Genomic DNA, 20447 nt, shown 5'->3' on the forward strand with positions numbered 1-20447 from the left:
CCCGAAAGAGTACTCCATGCCCCCCGCGCAGTCCCTCACCCGCCGTACGGTCCGGCTCCGGGACTGCCCGGCCCTGCCGGCCCCGAGGCGCGGGGTACCGGGCCCGCGCCTGATCGTCGCGGGAATCGGGGTGAGCACGATCCTCCGCTCGCCGAACCAGGGGCGCGCCATCAAGGTGGACCCGCGCGCGGCCCGCGTGGCGGCGCTGTGGGGCCGGGGCAGCCTGAACAATCCGCGCCGGCGACGGGTCCCGCCGGTGGCGTGCGCCGCCGGCGCGCTCCACCGGCCGCAGGCCGGCCAGGCGCGCGCATGACACGCGCACGAAAAGGGCGGGCATGACGGGAACGCGCACGACAGAGGCGGGCATGACGGGAACGCGCACGGCAGAGGCGGGCATGACCGGCGCGAACGTTCTGCGCAGGACCCTGAGACGCAACGCCGCGCGCCTGGGCGCGGGCACCCTGCTGCTCAGCCTGCACCAGGTGTGCGAGGCGAGCGTGCCGATCCTCATCGGTGTGATCGTCGACCGCGCGATCGGCCCGGGCGGCGGCGGGGCACTGCTGTGGTGGCTCGCCGCGCTGGCCGCGCTGTTCACCGTGCTGAGCCTGGCCTACCGGTACGGCGCGCGGACCCTCATGCGCGCCATCGCCCACGAGGCCCACCTGCTGCGCCTGGAACTCGCCGCGAAGATCATCGACCGGCGCGGCCTGGACACCGGCCTGCGCGCGGGCGAGCTGCTGACGATCTCCTCCAACGACGCCGACAACACCTCCGAACTCCTGGACTACCTGCCGCGCGCGGTCGGGGCGCTGGTCGCGGCGGCGATGTGCGCCGTGACGTTGCTGCTCATCGACCTGCCCCTCGGTGTGGCCGTCCTGGTGGCCACGCCGTTGACGCTGCTGGCGCTGCACGTCGGCACGCCGTACATCACCCGGCACGTCGCCGCCCAGCAGGAGCTGGCCGGTCAGGCGGCGTCGCTCGCGACCGACCTGGTCAGCGGCGTGCGGCCGCTGCGGGGCATCGGCGCCGAGGCTGCGGCCTCCCGGCGGTACGAGCGGGTCAGCAGGCTCTCGCTGGCGGCCGCGCTGCGGGCCGGCCGTACCCAGGGAATCTACGCGGCCGTCTCCGGCGCGGGCGGCGCGCTGCTGGCGAGCGGGGTGGCGGTGCTCGCCGGGTGGTTCGCGCTGCGCGGCCAGATCTCCGCCGGCGAGTTCCTGACGGTGATCGGTCTGGCGCAGTTCCTGATGGAACCGGTGGGCACGCTGACGCTGGTACCCGGCTGGGTGGCCGAGGCGCGCGCCTCGGCCGACCGGGTGGCGCGCGTGGCCGGCGCGCCGGTGCTGCTGCCCGGCGACCCGCGGCCCGGCGATGCCGGCGCGGCGGACCCGCCGGACGGAGGCCCTCCCGGGCTGGAGGTCTCCGGGCTGAGCTACGACGCGCTCGCGGGGGTGGACCTGGTAGCCGGGCCCGGCGAGTTCGTCGGGGTGATGGCCCACCGCCCCGCCGACGCCGACGCGCTGGTGCGGGTGCTGTCCGGGCGGGTGAGTCCCGCCGAGTACGGCGGAAGCGTGCGGATCGGCGGCCGGATCCTCGTCGAACCCCACCGCACCGACCTGTTCGAGGGCACCCTCGCCACCAACCTGACCGTGGGCGGCGAGCCGGGGAGCCCGGAGGAGCTCGCGGCGGTCCTGGCCGCCTCGGCGGCCGACGACGTGGTCGCCGCCCATCCCGACGGCCTGGAACACCAGGTGGTGGAACGGGGCGCGAGCCTGTCGGGCGGCCAGCGCCAGCGGGTGGCACTGGCCAGGGCGCTGCTGGCCCGCCCGCCGGTCCTGGTGCTGCACGATCCGACCACGGCCGTGGACGCGGTCACCGAACAGGGCATCGCCCGGGGCCTGCGTTCCCTGCGCCACCCCGGGGACGGCGGCACCTTCACCACCCTGGTCGTGACCAGCAGCCCCGCCCTCCTCGCCGCCGCCGACCGGGTGTTCGTGCTGGACGGCGGCAAGGTGGTCGCCGAGGGATCGCACGCCGAGCTGGGGGCCACCGACGACGACTACAGGCAGGCGGTGCAGCGATGAGCACGCAGGGGGAACAGGACCTGCTGCCGGTCGCGAGCGGCGGTGAGACCTGGCACTGGTTGCGCGCCCGGCTGCGCGAGCGCCGCGGCACGGTGGTCGTGACGCTGCTCGTCGGCCTGCTCGGCGCGACGGCGTCGGTCGTCCCCGCGTACGTGATGGGCATCCTCGTCGACCGGGTGCGCGAGCAGTCGGGCACCGCGGTGATCGTCGCGGTCGCCGTGGTCATCACGCTGTCGGCTCTCGTCGGCGGTGCCGCCACCGGGCTGACGTCCTACCTGGTGGCCAGGCTGGGCGGCCAGATCCTGGCCGTCCTTCGCGAGCGTACGGTCGCCCGCGCCCTCACGCTCCCGCTCACCACGCTGGAACGCGCGGGCAAGGGCGACCTGCTGTCGCGCGTCAGCGCGGACGCCGCCGAGGTCACCAAGGCCGTCTCCGACGTCGTCCCCGGCGTGATCGCCTCGGTCCTGCTCGGCACGCTGAGCCTGATCGCGATGGTCGGCCTCGACTGGCGGCTCGGCCTGGCCGGCGCCGTCTCGGTGCCGCTGTACGCGCTGGCGCTGCGCTGGTATCTCCCCCGGGCCGCCCCTTACTACGCGAAACAGCGCGTCGCGGTCGCGCGCTCGTCGCAACGACTGGTCGAGAGCATGCAGGGCGTGCGCACGGTGCACGCCTACCGCGTGGAGGAAGGTCACCTGCGCGCCATCGACACCGCCTCGCGCGACTCGCGGGAGGTGTCGGTGGGGGTGCTGGACCTGTTCACCCGTCTCGTGGGACGGGTCAACCGGGCCGAGTTCCTCGGCCTGACCGCCATCCTGGTCGCCGGCTTCCTGCTGGTCCGCGCGGACGCCGTCACCGTCGGCGAGGCCGCCGCCGCGGCCGTGCTGTTCCACCGGCTGTTCAACCCGATCGGCATGTTGCTGTTCGTCTTCGACGAGGTGCAGGCGGCCGGGGCGAGCCTGGCCAGGCTGGTCGGCGTCGCCCGCCTGGAGTCCGCCCCCGAACCCGAGGGGGGATCGGCGCCGGCCGACGCCTCACTCGACCTGGTCGACGTGCGCTTCAGCTACGACGGCTCGGCCGAGGTCCTGCACGGCGTCACCCTTCGCGTGCCCGCCGGGGTCCGGGTGGCCCTGGTCGGCTCGACGGGCGCGGGCAAGTCGACCCTCGCCGCCGTCGCGGCCGGGTCGTTGCGCCCGACCGGCGGCAGCGTCCTGATCGGCGGGGTGCCGCCCTCCTCGCTGGACACGGCGAGGCTGCGCGGCCACGTGGCGATCATCACGCAGGAGACCCACGTCTTCGCCGGCCCCCTCGTCGAGGACCTGCGCCTGGCCCATCCCGGCGCGACGGCCGAGCAGGCCGCCGCGGCCCTGGAGGTGGTCGGGGCGCTGCCGTGGGCGCTGGCGTTGCCCGAGGGTCTCGACACCGTGGTCGGGGAGGGTGGCCACGAGCTCTCGCCCGCCCAGGCGCAGCAGCTCGCCCTGGCCCGCCTGGTGCTGGCCGACCCGGCCGTCGCCGTACTGGACGAGGCCACCGCGGAGGCGGGCAGCATGGGCGCGCGCGTGCTGGAGGACTCGGCCGCCGCGGCCACGCGCGGCAGGACCACCCTGGTCGTGGCGCACCGGCTGACCCAGGCCGTCTCCGCCGATCGTGTCGTCGTCCTGGAACACGGGCGGATCGTCGAGGAGGGGCCCCACGAACGGCTGGTCGCCGCCGGGGGCCGCTACGCCCGTCTCTGGGAGGCCTGGGAGTCGCGTTAGGTCCGGGGCCGGGCCCCGCCCGGAGCCGAAGCCGAAGCCGACCGCCATGGTCTTCCCCGCGAACCCGGGGCGGGCCTTCCTCGCCTCCTGGGTCCTCGTGTCGACCTCGTCGACCGGCGCCCGGGCCTCGGTCCTCCCACCCAGGGCCCTGCCGACGGTCGAGGCGGCTCCGTCACCGTCACCGTCACCGTCACCGTCACCGTCACCGTCACCGTCACCGGGCGAGTTTGGCGAGCATGTCGGGTAGTTCCGCTTCGTGCACCACGGCAAGGCGCCTGGTGGCTCGGGTGATCGCCACGTAGAGATCGTGACCCCCCTTGGGTGACTGAGCGAGGATCTCGTCAGGGGCCACGACCACGACGGCGTCGAACTCCAGCCCCTTGGACTGGGTCACGGTGAGCACCACCACCGGCGTCTCGAGATCGACCTCGGCGAAGCCGGTATGACGCGCGTCGGGAACGATGACGGCCAACCGCCCTTCGCCGATCGCGGCGAGCTCGGACTCCACCACGTCCGCGAACCCGGGCGACGTCCGGCGGACGGCGCGAGGCGGAGCCCCACCGGTACGGACCGACCGCGGGGGGACCTGGCCGGGAGCCACGGCGCGCAGGACGTCGGCGGCCACGTCCATGATCTCGGCCGGGGTCCGATAATTGATCATCAGCCGCTCCTCGCGCCAGCGGCCCTCGGCGTAGGGAGCCAGCACCTCTTCCCAGGTGCGGGCGCCCGCCGCCGACCCCGTCTGGGCGATGTCGCCGACGACGGTCAGTGAGCGGGTCGGGATGCGCCGCATGACCGAACGCCAGGCCATCGCCGACAGCTCCTGGGCCTCGTCGATGATCACGTGACCGTAGACCCACGTCCGGTCGGCGGCCGCGCGCTGGGCGGTGGTCAGCGCCGGGCCACGGTCGTGGTGGCGTTCGGCCAGGGTGCCGACGTCCAGCAGGTCACCGAGCCTCGCCCCGGCCTCGTCCAGGATCTCGAAGTTCTCGTTGTAGGTCAGCACGTCCTGGGCGTAGGCCCGCTCGTCGCGCCGCTCGGCGGCGTCGGCCCGGTCCCGTTCCGGATCGGCGGTCAGGTCGGAGCCGAGCAGCTCGGCGGCCTCGTCGAGCAGCGGCACGTCACCCACCGTCCACGGCGCGTCCGGCGCACGTAGCAGCTCCCCCGCCTCACCGGCGTCCAGGCCCGCCGAGAGCATCGCCTCCCAGTCGGACAGCAGCTCGCCGACCAGTCGCTCCGGGGTGAGGACCGGCCACAGCTCGTCCACCGCCTGCCGTACCGCAGGCTGCTCCCACAGCACCCGGCAGGCCTCCCGCAGCGTCTCCTCCTCCTCGACCCGCATCTCCTCCTCGTCCGGCGGCAGATCCAGCCACGGGTCGCCGTCGTCGGGCAGTACCACCCCCAGCTCCTCCTCGTCCGTCAGCCACTCGTACTGCGCGGCCTCGGCGGTGGCCAGCGCCCGCAGCATGTCGAGGACGAACACGTGCCGGGACTCGTTGTGCAGGCTGCGCAGCCCACGGGCTCGGTCGCGGGCGAGGACGCAGGTGTCGTGGTCCACGCGGAGCGTCGTCCAGTCGATCACGACCTCCTCGCCGCCGCGCACCGACGTCCGAGCGGGGATCCTGACCTCGAGGTCTCCTTCGGGAACCCGCTGCCGATCCTGTACGGCTTTCGCCATCACCTCGGCCATCCGCAGGTCACCCTTGATCACGGCCTGGGACGGGCCGTCCTCCGCCGTCGCCGCGATGCCTGGATAGAGCCGCCCGAGTGTGGCCATCACCACGTCGCTCTCGCCGAGGGAGGGCAGCACCTGCTCGATGTAGCGGGAGAACAGGTCGTTGGGACCGATGACCAGGACACCCCTGCGCTCCAGGACGTCCCTGTGCGTGTAGAGCAGGTAGGCGGCCCGGTGCAGCGCGGCGACCGTCTTACCGGTGCCGGGACCGCCCTGGACCACGAGGATCCCGTGCAGACCCGAGCGGATCACGCGGTCCTGCTCGGTCTGGATGGTGGCCACCACCTCGCTCATCTTGCCGGTCCTCGCCCGCCGCAGCGTCGCCAGGAGCGCCGCCTCCCCGACCAGCGACCGGCGGTCGGCGTCGCTCATCCGATCGAGGTCGAACACCTCGTCGTCGACGCCGACCACGATCCGGTCGCGAGTGTGCAGGTGGCGGCGCCGTACCAGTGAACCCGGGTCGCCGGGCGTGGCGGTGTAGAACGGGCGGGCGGCGGGCGCCCGCCAGTCGATCAGGACCGGCTCGCCGTCGCCGTCGCGCAACCCGATCCTGCCGACGTAGAGGGTCTCACCGCCGGAGTCGTCGATCCTGCCGAAGCACAGGCCATGCTCCACTCCGTTGAGCCTGGCGAGGCGCCTGGCGTACTCGCCGGAGAACACCTCCCGCTCGACCATGCCCCGGGCGGTGCCGACCCCGGGACTGCGGTGGGCCTCCTTCAGAGAGATCTCGGTCCGCTCACGCGCCTTGTCGAGGTGGCCGTACAGCATGGTGACGTAGGACTGCTCGGTTTCGATCTGAGGGCTTGACACTTGACGGCTCGGCATTTCCTTGGTACGCTCCTCTTAGTTGGGGGCGTTTTCTCTTTTTTAGTTGAGAGCGCTAAGAAACCGAGTATAGACCGTCCCTCGTGCCGATGCATCGGCCCAGCGCCGTCAGCCATCGAGCCGCCCGCCGTCAGCCGCCGACCTCGGGTCGCGCAGACCCCGGGCCGTGGATCACCTCATCGGACGCGCCACCCACCCTGCCGGGCGATGACCGGTGTGACAGCGAGACGGCGTGACCGTTCGCAGTGTCCGCCGGGGTCGCAGTGTCCGCCCGTGGCCACAGGACCGGCCGGCACGCCCGGGCCTCGCCCGTGCGACGACCCGGGATCGCCGGTGCGGGCCGGCGTGCCACCGGTTTGACCCTCACGCGACGTCAGCCCGTACGGTCGGCGTCATGAGTGACAGGAAGATCAGGTCCCCGCTCAGCGACGAGGAGAAGCGCGAGGTCTGGGGCGAGTTCGCCGACCGGGAGGACGAGTACCTCGCCGAGGCGGAGCAGCGGTGGGGGGACTCCGCCGCGTACGCGCAGTCCGCGAGGCGCGTCGCGACTTACGGAAAGGAACAGTGGGAGCGGATCAACCGCGACAACGCGGCGATCGAGGCGCGGATCCGCGAGCTGATGGACGTCGGCGCGACCCCGTCGGACGAGGCGGCGATGGACGTGGCCGAGGCGCAGCGGCGGCACATCGCCCGCTGGTTCTACGACATGACGCACGAGTTCCACGTGCTGAAGAGCCACCTGTACGTGGAGGACCCACGTTTCCGGGCGGGCATCGAGACGAACACCCGGCCGGGCGCGGCGGAGTGGCTGCGGGAGGCGATCGCGGCCAACGCCGCGCGCGCCGCCGGCGCGCCGCCCGCGGGCGGGTGACCGGCCCGCTCGGCGCGTGAGGCATGCGGCGGTTCGCCTCCCCCCGAGACACGCGGCGGTTCGCCCCCCGGCCCGAGGCCGCGCGGCGGCCTTTCCGGGGAACCCGGGGGTGGGCCGGCCGGGCCGGGAGCCGCGATAGCGTTCCCTCCGTGATTCAGAACGACGGAACCGAAGGAACCGAACGGGCGGCGGCGATCGAGGAGTCTCCCGGCCGGCCGGGAGACTCCTTCCGCGTGACCTTGCGTCCGATCACCGGCGACGACCGGGAGGAGTTCCTCGGCCTGGTCCGCGCCAGCGCCGGCCTGCACCATCCGTGGATCTCCCTGCCCGGCACGGCCGACGGGTTCCAGGCTCTCCTCACCCGCTACGCCCAGCCCGACGAGGAGTGCCTGCTGGTCCGCCTGCGCGACACCGGGGCCATCGCCGGCGTGATCAACATCAACAACATCATCCGCGGACGCTTCCAGTGCGGGGCCATCGCCTACGCGGCCTTCGCTCCCACCTCCGGGCAGGGCTACATGTCCGAGGGTCTCCAGCTGCTGCTGAGACACGCCTTCGAGGACCTGCGGCTCCACCGCCTGGAAGCCCAGGTCCAGCCCGGCAACAGGGCGTCCCTCAAGCTCCTCGAACGGCACGGCTTCAGGAAGGAGGGCTACTCGCCCGATCTCCTGTTCATCGACGGCGCCTGGCGAGACCACGAACGGTGGGCCATCACCGCGCGGATGACCGGCACCCGGCCGACGCCTCCGCACCACACCCTGCCCGCCCGCTGAACCACCGCGGCCCCGCCATCCCGGCACACCCGCCGTGCCGGCACCACCCGGGCACGACCCGTCGAACATACGTCACCCTCCGTGATCGCGACATGACCCGCAGGCCCGGTGACGACGATCGCCACCGGGCTCCGCCACGGCACGCACCCCCCCCGCTTTGCATGACCATGCGCCATAATGCATAATCTTGTTTCATGTCCAAGGTTCTCACCTCCCTGCCCACCGGCGAGCGGGTCGGCATCGCCTTCTCAGGCGGCCTCGACACCTCGGTCGCCGTCGCGTGGATGCGCGACAAGGGTGCCGTTCCGTGCACCTACACCGCCGACATCGGCCAGTACGACGAGCCCGACATCGCCTCGGTGCCCGGCCGCGCGCTGGCGTACGGCGCCGAGATCGCGCGACTGGTCGACTGCCGCGCGGCGCTGGTCGAGGAGGGCCTGGCCGCGCTCACCTGCGGCGCGTTCCACATCCGCTCGGCAGGGCGCCCCTACTTCAACACCACGCCGCTCGGCCGTGCCGTCACAGGGACCCTGCTGGTCCGGACGATGATCGAGGACGACGTGCAGATCTGGGGCGACGGCTCGACGTTCAAGGGCAACGACATCGAACGGTTCTACCGGTACGGCCTGCTCGCCAATCCCCACCTGCGCATCTACAAGCCCTGGCTGGACGCGGACTTCGTGTCCGAGCTCGGCGGCCGCAAGGAGATGTCGGAGTGGCTGCTCGCCCACGGCCTGCCCTACCGCGACAGCACCGAGAAGGCCTACTCGACCGACGCCAACATCTGGGGCGCCACCCACGAGGCCAAGACCCTGGAGCACCTCGACACCGGCATCGAGACCGTGGACCCGATCATGGGCGTGCGGTTCTGGGATCCCGAGGTCGAGATCGCCGCCGAGATCGTGACCATCGGCTTCGAGCAGGGCCGCCCGGTGACGATCAACGGCAAGGAGTTCGCCACCCCGGTCGACCTGGTGATGGAGGCGAACACGATCGGCGGACGGCACGGCATGGGCATGTCGGACCAGATCGAGAACCGGGTGATCGAGGCCAAGAGCCGCGGCATCTACGAGGCGCCCGGGATGGCGTTGCTGCACGCGGCGTACGAACGGCTGGTCAACGCGATCCACAACGAGGACACCCTGGCGAGCTACCACAACGAGGGACGGCGGCTCGGCCGGCTGATGTACGAGGGCCGCTGGCTCGACCCGCAGGCGCTGATGCTGCGCGAGTCGCTGCAGCGCTGGGTCGGCACGGCGATCACCGGCGAGGTGACGCTGCGGCTGCGGCGCGGTGAGGACTACTCGATCCTGGACACCTCCGGCCCGGCCTTCAGCTACCACCCGGACAAGCTGTCGATGGAGCGCACCGAGGACTCGGCGTTCGGCCCGGTGGACCGGATCGGCCAGCTCACCATGCGCAACCTCGACATCGCCGACTCGCGCGCCAAGCTCGAGCAGTACGCCGGCCTCGGCATGGTCGGCACCACCCATCCCGCGCTCATCGGCGCCGCCCAGGCGGCCTCGACCGGGCTGATCGGCGCGATGCCGCGGGGCGGCGCCGAGGCCATCGCCTCACGCGGCGAGGTCTCCGACGACGACGAGATGCTCGACCGCGCCGCGATGGAGTTCGGCACCGACTGACCGGCTCGCCCGGTCAGTCGTCCCGGTGCACCAGGGCGGGGGAGATCGGCCTCCGGCGGAAGCCGGTCTCCCCCGCCGCCCTCACCGGCCGTCCCGGATCACTTCGGGTCCTTCCACCCGGAGAGGATGTCGGTGGGCTCCCCCTTCCCCGGGCCGCCGTCCCGGTTCGCGGCGTCGATCAGACGGCCGAAGTCCTTGCGCGACATGGGCTCGTCCGGGGTGGTGGTCACCCGCTTCTCGGTCTCCGGATGGGACGGGCCGGCGCACTCGGCGTGCTCCGGGGTGCACGTGCCGTACGCGCCCATCTGGTCCAGGGGCCCGTCCCAGGCCTTGCGCCTGGCGTCCTCCGCCCTGGCCCGCAGCATCATCCCGTAGGCGATCAGGCCTCTCGCCGCGTCCCTCGCGCCGTCGTCGTCGTGGTCCATCGCGTTGGCCGCCACCATCCCGGGGGCCTCGTAGGTGAGGCCGTCCGCGCTGGTGTAGGTGGTGACGTCGGCGCCGGTCAGGAACCCCCCGGTGCCGAAGATGCCGACCTCGGCCTTGACCTGCCAGGTGCCGCCGCTCTCCGCGTCCGGGAGGGCGGGTCCGTACACGGTCACCAGCATGGCCTCGGCGGAGTTCCCGTCGGCGACGGAGGTCTCCAGGTGGCCGACGTCCAGTTGCGCGGAGGTGCCCCAGGTCCGGCGGCCCGCGGAGATCTCGGCGTTGGTGGCGTTGACCTCGACGTGCATGAGGGTGCCGACGCCACCGCCGTTGTAGTGGCTCCGCGCGGCGAAGGTGGAGCCGTTCACCGGCCGGTCCTCCAGGCCGTCCGGGTCGACCAGGCCGACCGGGTTGTTGCGGGTGTAGGTGTAGAGGTTCGCCCGTCGCGGGTCCGCGGTGTCCGGTGTGAAGCGGTACTTCGGGTCGGCGGAGGTCCACTGCAGGGCCAGCGGGTCGTAGTAGCGGTATCCGTAGTAGTGCAGTCCCGCGGTGGCGTCGCGGTCCTTTCCGTTGAACTCCCGGGAGTACTTCCCCGCCGGGGTGCCCGCGGCGAGCGTCTCGGTGAGCAGCTCGCCGAAGGCGCCGTAGGAGGCGGTCCGCAGCGCCGGGGCCTGGCCGGCGGCGTCGGGCGCCGCGCCGAGGGTGAGGACCTGGTGGCCCTGCACCGAGCCGACGTGGTGCTCGACGGTGCCGGTGGCGTGGTCGCCGTCGACGCGGGCCACGACGTCGCCGCCGATCCGCACGAGGTTGCGGTACTCGGCGGCCTCGCCGGGCCGGTAGCGGGCCTCCAGGTCGCCGAACCAGCGGCGGACCTCGGCGAGGGTGCCGCCGGCGTCGTACCGGACCGCGGCGATCCGGGTGTTGCCGTCGTAGAGGAAGGTCTCCTTCTCCCCGCCCGGCCGGGTCACCCTGCGCAGCCGGTAGCCGTCCCAGCGCTGGCCGACCACGGTGCCGTCGGGCAGCGCGCGGGTGAGCGTGTTGCCCGCCTCGTCGTAGGCGTAGGCGGCCAGGTCGGTCCCGTCGGCCCGGCGCAGCGCGACCAGCCGCTGCGGGTCGCCGCCCGCCCGCGGGTCCTGGTAGACGTGGGTGACGTCACGGGTCACCGGCCGGGCCGCGCCGGTCGCGGAGACGCCGGCCGCCGCCATCCGGCCGCCCGGGGTGTAGCGGAAGGTGCCCCGGTAGCCGGTGCCGCCGGACTGCGCGGCGCCGGTGAGCTGGTGGCGGTGGTCGTAGCTGTAGGTGGTGGTGCGGACCGGCTCGCCGGTGCCGCCGAGCTGCTCGGCGATCTCCCTGACCTCGCCGTTGTCGTGATAGCCCAGCGTCTGCCGGTACCGCTGGGTGCCGCCGGCCCTGCCCATGGCCTGCAGCGAGGTGGCGCGGCCGAACCTGTCGTAGCCGTGGAACACGACCGGGCGGGCGAACCCGGCGGTGTCGGCCTGGTTGGCGGACCTGACGGTGACCAGGCCGAGCCGGTTGCGGAAGGACTGGATCGTCATGTTCCTGCCGCCGACCGTGAACCGCGCCTCGGAGGGCACGCCGTCGTGGTCGTAGCCGGTGTGCACCGACGGCCCCTCGTAGGTGACCGTTCCGTGCGCCATCGCCGCGGAGTACGTGCCGCGCTCCTCGTTGCCGGCCGCGTCCCGCTGGTGGTCGACCACCAGGTCGTCCGCCGTGACCGGTCCGGGCAGCGCCGGCACGATCTGCCGGGCGCCGGCCAGGTGGCCGTACGGGGTGTAGCGGTTGATCACGGTGACCGACGGCGAGCTGGTGTACGACAGCCGGCCGACCTGGTTGGCGGCCTGGACGGCGGGGAGCGACGAGTGCGCCCGGTCGTAGCCGTACTCCTTGGGGCCGAACCTGAACTCGTCCCGCTCGGCGGCGGTCAGGTCGCGCACCGCCGGGGTCTCCCTGACGATCCGGTTCAGGTCGTCGTACTCGGTGGTGTGGGTGTAGGCCGCCGCCTGCGCGCCGGCCGGCAGCGGCTCGGTGATCGACGTCATGTTGCCGTTGGCGTCGTAGCCGTACGACCAGGTACGGCCCGCGCCGGTGATCGACCGGCGGTTGCCGGAGTGGTCGTGCACCAGCGTGGTGGTCACGCCGTCGGAGTCCGACACCGAGGCCGTGCGGCCCGCGCCGTCGTAGGCGTAAAAAGTGGTGGCCCAGAGCGGGAGGTTCTCGCCGTCGGAGTCGCGGGTGCCGCGCCGCTCGTCGATCGTGGAGACCTGCCCGGCCGCGTCCCGCCGGGTGATCGTCTGGGACGGCGGCGAGCCGTCGGCGGTCTGCTGCGAGACGGTGTGCGCCAGCCCGTCGTAGGTGTGCAGCTCGAAGACCTGCGACCCCGACCCGGTCTCCTGGACCCTGACCGGCCGGTCCAGCGCGTCGTAGGTCGTGCGCACGCCCACCGAGCCGGACTCGCCGTCGCCGCGCGGCACGAACACCTGGTACGCCCGGCCCGCGGCGTCGTAGTCGTAGCTCGTCGTGAAGTCCTGCTGGACCCGCTGCCGCACGACGCTGCGGAGGGTGCGGCCCAGGCCGTCGAACTCCGTCGTCGTGCTGCTGAACAGGCCGTCCCCGACCAGTTCCCGCGTCACGCGCGACACCGGCACGCCGGCGCCGGGCGCGTCGTCGTAGGTGGCGCCGGCCACCTCGACGCCGGTCGCCCCGCCCGCGCCGGCGGCGTACCGCAGGGTCTGCAGCGGCCGGCCGAACCCGTCGATTCTCACGACGGTGCGCTCCCGGAACTCCGCGTCGCCGAACGCGCACGCGGTCGCCGGATCCGGCTCGCCGCCGGAGTCCGGCCCGTCCGGGCAGACGTAGTCCGGGCCCGCCACGTCGAGCGCGACCCCGGTGCCGAGGTCCACGACGGACGTCGTCACGTGGCCGGCCGGGTTGGTCGTACGGACCGCGTGCACACCGTGGGCGTCGTAGGCGTACTCGGTGAACCCCGCCGCGTCGTTGGTGTTGCCGTACCTGGCGATCTGCGCCGGCTGCCACGTCCGGTACGGCAGGCCGCGGTCGGCGCCGTCGCCGCCGTAGTACTGGTACCGGGTGGTCCGGTCGGGCACGCCCGCCATGGCGTCGTCCACCGTGACGTTCTTCGGGTAGTGGAAGTCGCCGTCGTGGTAGGAGGTGCGGGTCACCCCGAGCGGGGTGGTCACGCCGTCGAGCACGCGCTCCTCGGCGGTGGTGTCCGGAGCCACCCGGTACACCGCGCTCGTCCAGGCCACCTTGTGGGACGGCGAGGCGCGCCGGATCTCCTGCCGGCCCTGCCCGTTGACGAAGCGGGTCTCGACCTTGCCCGGCAGGTCCGCCACGAACTTCCCGCCGACGCTGTGGCCGGCCCAGCCGGTCTCGACGACCAGCGACGGCGCCGACGCGACGCACGCGTCCGCGGTCTGCCCGAGGGCCCCGGTGCAGGTACGGGTGGTCGTCGCCCTCGGCAGCACCACCCGCGGCGAGAAGCCCGCCGCCATGCCGGGCGCGCGCAGCCCGAGTTCCCGCACGTGGTAGGTCTCGTCCACCAGCCGCATCACGCCCGTCCGGCCGGCCGGGTCGAACGCCGGGGCCGCGGTGAACGCCGCGTCGCCGCGGACCGTCGCGGTGCGCCGGGGCAGCCCGCGGTGGTCCTGGTCGAAGGCGTACAGCCGGACCGTGGTCAGGTCGTCGCCGGCGTCACCCGGGTCGCCGACCCGCAGCGTGCGCGCCTCGGCGAACCCGCGGAACCGGGACTGCCCGTACGGGCCGGGCGTGAAGGCGGGCAGCCGGAAGTGGTGCCGGGTGGTCATCTCCGGCTCGCCCTGCCCGGGACGCACGGTGACCCGCGTGGCCGTCCACTTGCCGGCGGCCGGGTCGTAGCCGTACGACACCAGGGACGTGGCGCCGTAGCCGTTGCTCACCGTGCGCAGCAGCCGCGCCGGGGCGTTGTGGCTCTCGCCGGTGTCCAGGATCGGCTTGGCGTACCGGACCGTCACCGAGCCGTCGCCGTCGCCGTCCTCGACCAGGTCCAGCAGGCCGTCGGCGTTCACGTCGGCCGCCTTGTGCGCGTAGGTGTGCAGGTAGTCGGCGCGGTCCACGAACTGGTTCCGCATGGCCCCGCCGGTGACCCGGCCGCCGAGCCGGTCGGCGAGGGCGGCGTCCACGCCGGTGGCCCTCACCCAGGCGGCGCCGCCGCCCAGGTACAGCTTGGCCGCGGTGCCGGCGTTGTGGAACAGCACGTCCGGCACGCCGTCGTAGTCCAGGTCCACCAGCCGGGTCCTCACGTACCGGGTGCTCGCGGTCGGGTAGCCCTGCCAGTCGTGGGAGTCCTCCACCAGCCGGAACGACTCCAGCCGCCTGGTGTCGGCCGCGCCCTCGCTGAACATCACCTGGCCGCCGCCGGCCGCGGTGCCGAAGCCGAACCCGGTGTTGTAGGTCACCCGGGTGCCGCCGTCTCGCACCTCGATCCGGTCGGGCAGCCCGTCGGCGTTGACGTCCGGCTCGACGCCGCCCCGCATGTAGCCGGTGTAGGTCTCCAGGCAGCCGGGGCAGCCGGAGCCCTCGGCCCGGTCCCTGCCCGGCGCGAAGTCGGCGTTCTGCGCCCCGTCCGGCAACTTGATCGGGTCGCCGAAACCGCCGCCCTTCGTGCCGGGAAGCACGTAGCCGCTGTCCACCGCGAAGTCGCCGTAGCCGTCGCCGGTGATGTCGGCCAGCGTGCCGAGGACCTGCTTGGAGCCTTCGAGGGGGGCGTACGGCGCGTGGAAGGCGCCCACGAACCCCGGCTCGGGCACCGTGACGATCCGCTCGTTCAGCCGGGTGTCGGTGGTCCGGCCCGCCGGGACCTTCACCGGGGTCGCCTCGAAGCCGGTGCCGGTGTTGCGGTACACGTACCAGTACGCCTGGCGCGCCGTCACCTGGATCGGGTCGATCGACGAGTTCGGGATGCGGAATTCGAACTCGGTCCGCCAGTGCGGGTCCGCGGGCACGCCGTCGCGCTCCGGGTCGTCCCACAGCGGCGCGGGCACGCCGTGCGTGCTCGCGTACGGGCAGTGCACCGAGGCGATCGGCTGGGAGATCAGATCGGGGCGGCGGTCGCCGTCCACGTCGTAGAAGCCGTGCCTCACCTGCTGCATGGAGCCCCAGCCGGCGCGCGCCCCCCAGTTCGCCACCGTGTGACACGGTTTGGACGCGTCGCCCTGCCAGCCCGCCGAGGTGGAGCCGAACGAGCGGTTCAGCGAGCACAGCAGCTCGCCCACCCCGCTGTCGCCCGCGCCCGCGCTCACCGGCACGTCCGCCATGGCCTTGGCCAGGCTGAACGACGCGAAGATCGCGTCGTCCCTGGCGAAGCCCCGGTCGCCCCGGTTCACGTACACCTCGACGTGGCAGCCGCCGGTGAACGGGCCGGCCGTGCTTGCCCGCGACAGGTTCATGTCGCCGGACTCGCCCGAACGCCTCAGCAGGTCCACCCGGCCGTCGCCGTTGACGTCCAGCCACATCCGGGTCACGCTCTCCCCGGACGCCTGTGCCGCCGACGCCTGCCAGGACAGGTGGTAGGTACCCGGCGGTTTCGTCGTGCCGTCGCCCGGCACCGCGCAGAACCTCGCGTCGCAGGACCGGAAGCCCGAGGTGGGCGCGAACAGCCCGGCGGTGTCGCCGAACTGGTCGACCGTGTTGGTGTCGACCGACTCCGGCATCCTCAGGTTCGCCACCGTCACCGCGGGCTGGTAGTGCTCCTCCCTGGTGTACGCGGCCGCCTTGCCGTACGTGAACCGGGTGGCGGGCAGCACCGTCGTGCTGCCCGCACCCGAGCCGATGTTCGGCGAGTACGCGGTCTGCTGGACGCTCGCCAGCTCGCGGAACGGCGCGGCCGTCCCCGCCGCGCAGTCGTCGGTGCCCGAGTAGCCGAGCCGGTAGCGGCGCACGTGGAAGAACCCGGTGCCGTTCAGGTTCTTGCGCTGCGTGACGATCTGGTCCAGCTTGCGGGTGCCGGACAGCAGCCCCGTCCCGTACCGGTGGTCGAGCCTGCTGCCGACCGGCAGCAGGTCCGAGGTGTCGGGATCGCCGCAGAAGACCGGGTCAAGGTGGTCGAACACCACCCGGGCGTACGGCTGGTCGCCGCCGGCCTGGGACGAGCCGGGCGACCAGTACTCGATGCTCGACAGCAGGAACTCCCGCGGGTGCCCGGCCGCGGGCGCGGCCGTGGTGCGCCCCACCACGGTGTAGTTGTAACTGAGCCGGTGGCCGGTGTGGTCGGTCTCGCTGACCAGCGGCGCGTACCCGTACGGGTGCCGGCTCTTCACCCCGAACCGCTGCACCGTGCCGTCGCCGCGGAACGCCTTCCACCAGTACGGCTCGGAGGCGACCTCGCCGAGATACTCGAACCGGGTGTAGCCGGTGTCGTTGAGCGACCGGTACCCCACCCCGCCGGGCGAGACCGGCAGGCTCGGGTCCGGCACCATCGGGCTGCCGTCCGGCGCGGCGAAGTTGCGCGGATCGGCCGCGCCGCCGCCGTCCGGCCGCTCGGGGCGGAACGTCCCGGCCTCCGGGTCCACCGTGACCGCCCGCACCGGCAGGCTCCACCCCGCGGCCACCCCGCCGTGCACCGGCGCCGACGACGCGTACCGCAACTCCACCGCCGGGCTCTGCCCTCGCCGTCCCGGCGGGACCTCGATCGGGTACGAGTACGTGAAGTCACCGTCCGGGGCGGTCTGCCCGGATCCCCCCGCCGGCGCCGTCGCCTCCGGCGCCCTGTTGGCCCCCGCCATCAGGGCGGCCGCGTTTCCCGGCCGCCGCGCGTCCGCGCGCGGGCGCGTTCGTCACCAGCCCTCCCGCCAGTACGGCCACCGCGGCGACCACCGCGACCGGACCCCCGGCCCGTCTTCGTAACACGTGAAACTCCTTGGACAGGAAGAGGAGGGCCCGCCGTCAGGACGGAACCCTCATGTCCACAGAAGTTTGTTCTGCGACGTCCGCGATCAGGAGGCAGGAATACGCACAGCGAGCGCGTATTCCTGCACGTTCCCCTTCCCGCCGAACCCGCCGCCGCTCCGGACCGGCTCGCCCTGGACCGGGGGCTCAGCCCCGTACAGGCAATCGGCGGGATCGTCACGCGATGTACGGAAGTTGCTCCGGCTGCACCCGCCCCAGCAGCGGTGTGCCACTGAGGAACCGGCTCACCTCGGCCACGGCGAACTCGCCGAGACGCCGCATCTCACGGCCCTGCGCCCCCGCCAGGTGCGGGGTGATCAGGACGTTGGGCAGGCCGAAGAGGGGGTGCCCGGGCGGCAGCGGCTCGGGGTCGGTGACATCGAGGACGGCGGAGATCCGGCCGGTGGCGCAGAGCCGGGTCAGTGCCTCGGTGTCGATCAGGGCTCCGCGAGCGGTGTTGATGACGGTCGCCCCGTCGGGCAGGAGGTCCAGCCTGCGGCCGTCGAGCATGTGGCGGGTCTCCGGGAGAGCGGGGGCGTGCACGGTGACGAGGTCGCTGCGGCGGCAGAGGTCGTCCATGCCGACCGCCTCGGCACCGAGGCGGGAGGCTTCGGCGGCGGTCAGGTACGGGTCGTAGAGCAGGACCTCGACGTCGAACTCCCGCAGCCGCCGCAGCACGAGACGGCCCACCCGGGAGGCTCCGATCACGCCCACGGTGCAGCCGTGCAGGCCGGTGCCGTCGCCGGAGAGCCAGTCCACGGGCCCGCCCTCGACGGCGGTGGCGTAGCGCCTGGCGCGGCCGAACACCTGCTTGGCGCCCAGGACGAGCATGGCCATGGTGTAGTCGGCGACGGGGACGGCGTTGGCCTCCGCGGCGGTGGACACGAGAAGCCCGCGCTCGAACACGACGGGGTCGACGGAGGTCTTGACGGTGCCGGCGGCGTGCACGAGGGCACGCAGCCGCGGCGCGGCCTCCAGCACGGTGGCGTCGATGCGCGGGCAGCCCCATCCGGTGAGCAGGATGTCCGCGCGCGCCAGGACCGCGGCGGCGGACGGCCCCTCGAACGAGGTGAACGTCGTCGCCGGATCGATGTCGACCAGGTGTCGCAGTCGAGTGACGAGGTCGGCCGGGAAGACTCCGCCGAACGCCCAGGGGGCGATGGCGAAAGCCGCGACGGGTCGCCGTGGCACGGAGTGGACTCCTATCGGTAGATCGGCGGGGGGACGGATGTAAACGGTTCCACAAACAGAGCAACCTTACGCTCCGGATGCACTGCCCACAACGGTTCCCCGCGAGGACAACCGCCGTATGAGCGTGGAGATTTGCCATGTTCCGGGGAGTCGCCAGGCTATTGACGCGGTTATGTAAACGTTTTATGTTGATGAACATTCTGTTTCGGCTCGGTACCGCACGAAGGGCGTTGGACGTGAGCATGACGCGGGTCCGCGGCGACGCTGGTGGCACCAGCCCACCCCTCGAGAAGGCACCGGCCTCGTCCCCCGCCGACGGCTCCCCCGCCGGTCGCCTCCGGCGCATCCGGACCGACCGCGTGCTGCTGCTCATCGCGGTGCCGGGCCTGGCGTACTTCCTGTTCTTCCACTACGGCGCGCTGTTCGGCAACGTCCTGGCCTTCAAGAACTACATCCCGTTCCTCGGCGTCCCGGGCAGCGAGTGGGTGGGCCTGGCGCACTTCGAGCGCATGTTCGGCGATCCCGCGTTCTGGAACGCGGTGGAGAACACGCTGATCATCGCCGCCCTGCAGCTGGTGTTCTTCTTCCCCGCCCCGCTGGCCCTGGCGCTGCTGCTGAACAGCCTGGTGGGCGACACCGTCCGGCGGTTCGTGCAGAGCGTGATCTACCTGCCGCACTTCCTGTCGTGGGTGATCGTCATCGCGCTCTTCCAGCAGATGCTGGGCGGCGCGGGCGTGGTGAACGGCTGGCTGTCGGACCTGGGCGCGGGCGGCGTCTCGATCATCGGCAACCCCGGCGCCTACGGGCCGCTGGTGATCGCGCAGCTCGTCTGGAAGGAGTGCGGCTGGGCCACGATCATCTTCCTGGCGGCGCTGTCGCAGGTCGACGAGCAGCAGTACGAGGCGGCGGCACTGGACGGCGCCGGCTGGGGACGGCGGCTGTGGCACGTCACGCTGCCCGCGATCAGGCCGGTCATCGTGCTGCTCTTGGTGCTGCGGCTGGGCGAGTTCCTGTCGATCGGGTTCGAGCAGTTCTTCCTGCAGCGCCAGTCGGTGGGACCGGAGACCGGCGAGGTACTGGAGACGTTCGTCTACTTCACCGGCTTCGCGGGCGGCGACTTCGGTTACGCCGCCGCGGTCGGGCTGTTCAAGGGGCTGATCGGCGTGGTGCTCATCTACACCGCCAACAAGGTGGCACACCGGCTGGGCGAGCAGGGGGTCTACAGGGCATGAGGAGCGTGACAGCCGCACCCGCCTGGAAGGGCCGCCCCGGCCCGGCCGTGCGCGCCGCCAAGGCCGTGGCGCTGAGCGTGGTGGTCCTGCTGGTGGTCTTCCCGCTGTGGACCGTCCTGGCCACCAGCCTGGCCGGCCCGCAGAACGTCATCGAGAACGGCGGCTGGGTGATCTGGCCGGCGGAGTTCTCCCTGGACGCCTACACCGACATCCTGGAGGGCGGGATCATCACCCGCGCGCTGCTGGTCAGCACGGGCGTCACCCTGGTGGGCACGGCGCTGAGCCTGGCGTGCACCATCGGCCTGGCCTACACGCTGAGCAGGCCGCGCGTCTACGGCGGCAAGCCGATGCTGCTGCTGGTGCTGTTCACGTTCCTGTTCCCGCCGGGGATGGTGCCGCTGTTCCTGGTGGTGCAGGGCGCCGGGCTGTTCGACCAGTACGCCGCGCTGGTCCTGCCCTTCCTGGTCAACGTGTTCAACCTGGTCGTGATGCGCGGCTTCTTCCAGGCCATCCCGCAGGAGCTGCTCGACGCCGCGCGGATGGACGGCGCCGGTGAGCTGGCGATCCTGCGCAAGGTCGTCCTTCCGCTGTCCAAGGCGGTCATCGCGGTGATCGGCCTGTTCTACGCGGTCGCGTACTGGAACCGCTTCTTCGAGGCCATCATCTACTTCAACGACCAGACCAGGTGGCCGATCGGCACCGTCCTGCGGCAGTACGTCACCGGAGGGGCCTCCCTGTCCGAGAGTTCGGGCGAGCTGGCGGCCACCTCACCACAGTCGGTCCAGATGGCCGTCGTCATGCTCGCGACGCTGCCCATCGTGTGCGTGTACCCGTTCCTGCAGCGCTACTTCGCCAAGGGCGTCCTGACCGGCGCCCTGAAAGCCTGACCGGTGTCCTGACCGGCGCCCCGAGGGCCTGACCCCCCACGAGAAACACTCCTTTCGGCGCGACGCCGG

General features: G+C 72.7%; 11 protein-coding genes. 8 read left to right on the forward strand and 3 right to left on the reverse strand.

Annotated elements, in window-relative coordinates:
* The first annotated feature begins 16 nt into the window (after positions 1-16).
* Genes AB0G15_RS16735 through AB0G15_RS16745 form a run of 3 tightly spaced genes read left to right on the forward strand, consistent with a single transcriptional unit; the run spans position 17 to position 3835 of the window.
* A complete protein-coding gene (locus AB0G15_RS16735; protein WP_362840092.1) occupies positions 17-313 on the forward strand; it encodes a hypothetical protein in 297 nt (98 codons plus the stop codon).
* Positions 314-365: 52 nt separating this feature from the next.
* Entirely contained in the window at positions 366-2081 is a 1716-nt protein-coding gene (locus tag AB0G15_RS16740; protein WP_362840095.1) for an ABC transporter ATP-binding protein, read from the forward strand.
* Positions 2078-3835 carry an ABC transporter ATP-binding protein gene (locus AB0G15_RS16745; protein WP_362840098.1) on the forward strand — a complete coding sequence of 586 codons (1758 nt, stop codon included), beginning with the start codon at positions 2078-2080 and terminating at the stop codon, positions 3833-3835. Before AB0G15_RS16740 ends, AB0G15_RS16745 begins: the two co-directional genes overlap by 4 nt.
* A gap of 214 nt (positions 3836-4049) precedes the next feature.
* Here AB0G15_RS16745 and AB0G15_RS16750 read toward each other — a convergent pair whose 3' ends face one another.
* Positions 4050-6395: an ATP-binding domain-containing protein gene (locus AB0G15_RS16750; protein WP_362840101.1), complete on the reverse strand. Its 2346-nt coding sequence runs from the start codon at positions 6393-6395 to the stop codon at positions 4050-4052.
* Between the two features lie 394 nt (positions 6396-6789).
* On the opposite strand from AB0G15_RS16750, the gene AB0G15_RS16755 reads away from it, so the two are divergent.
* The 3 genes from AB0G15_RS16755 (at position 6790) to argG (ending at position 9682) form a co-directional block, all read left to right on the forward strand.
* The gene (locus tag AB0G15_RS16755) at positions 6790-7266 is read left to right on the forward strand and encodes a TipAS antibiotic-recognition domain-containing protein (RefSeq protein ID WP_362840104.1); all 477 of its coding nucleotides are present in this window, start codon (positions 6790-6792) and stop codon (positions 7264-7266) included.
* 149 nt (positions 7267-7415) lie between these two features.
* The gene (locus AB0G15_RS16760) at positions 7416-8039 is read left to right on the forward strand and encodes a GNAT family N-acetyltransferase (protein ID WP_362840107.1); all 624 of its coding nucleotides are present in this window, start codon (positions 7416-7418) and stop codon (positions 8037-8039) included.
* A gap of 194 nt (positions 8040-8233) precedes the next feature.
* Positions 8234-9682: an argininosuccinate synthase gene (gene argG / locus AB0G15_RS16765; protein WP_362840110.1), complete on the forward strand. Its 1449-nt coding sequence runs from the start codon at positions 8234-8236 to the stop codon at positions 9680-9682.
* 98 nt (positions 9683-9780) lie between these two features.
* On the opposite strand, the gene AB0G15_RS16770 is transcribed toward argG, so the two are convergent.
* Complete coding sequence (locus AB0G15_RS16770; RefSeq protein WP_362840113.1) at positions 9781-16905, reverse strand: RHS repeat-associated core domain-containing protein; 7125 nt, start codon at positions 16903-16905, stop codon at positions 9781-9783.
* A 340-nt stretch (positions 16906-17245) separates the two neighbouring features.
* On the reverse strand, positions 17246-18259 hold the full coding sequence (locus AB0G15_RS16775) for a hydroxyacid dehydrogenase (protein ID WP_362840116.1): 1014 nt from the start codon (positions 18257-18259) through the stop codon (positions 17246-17248).
* Positions 18260-18501: 242 nt separating this feature from the next.
* Here AB0G15_RS16775 and AB0G15_RS16780 point away from each other — a divergent pair, with 242 nt between their 5' ends.
* Positions 18502-19491: an ABC transporter permease subunit gene (locus tag AB0G15_RS16780; RefSeq protein WP_362840119.1), complete on the forward strand. Its 990-nt coding sequence runs from the start codon at positions 18502-18504 to the stop codon at positions 19489-19491.
* A gap of 5 nt (positions 19492-19496) precedes the next feature.
* Positions 19497-20378, forward strand: a complete 882-nt coding sequence (locus AB0G15_RS16785) for a carbohydrate ABC transporter permease (protein WP_362840122.1) — start codon at positions 19497-19499, stop codon at positions 20376-20378.
* Positions 20379-20447: the final 69 nt, after the last annotated feature.

The sequence above is a fragment of the Streptosporangium sp. NPDC023825 genome (assembly GCF_040639575.1).
Lineage (GTDB): Bacteria > Actinomycetota > Actinomycetes > Streptosporangiales > Streptosporangiaceae > Streptosporangium.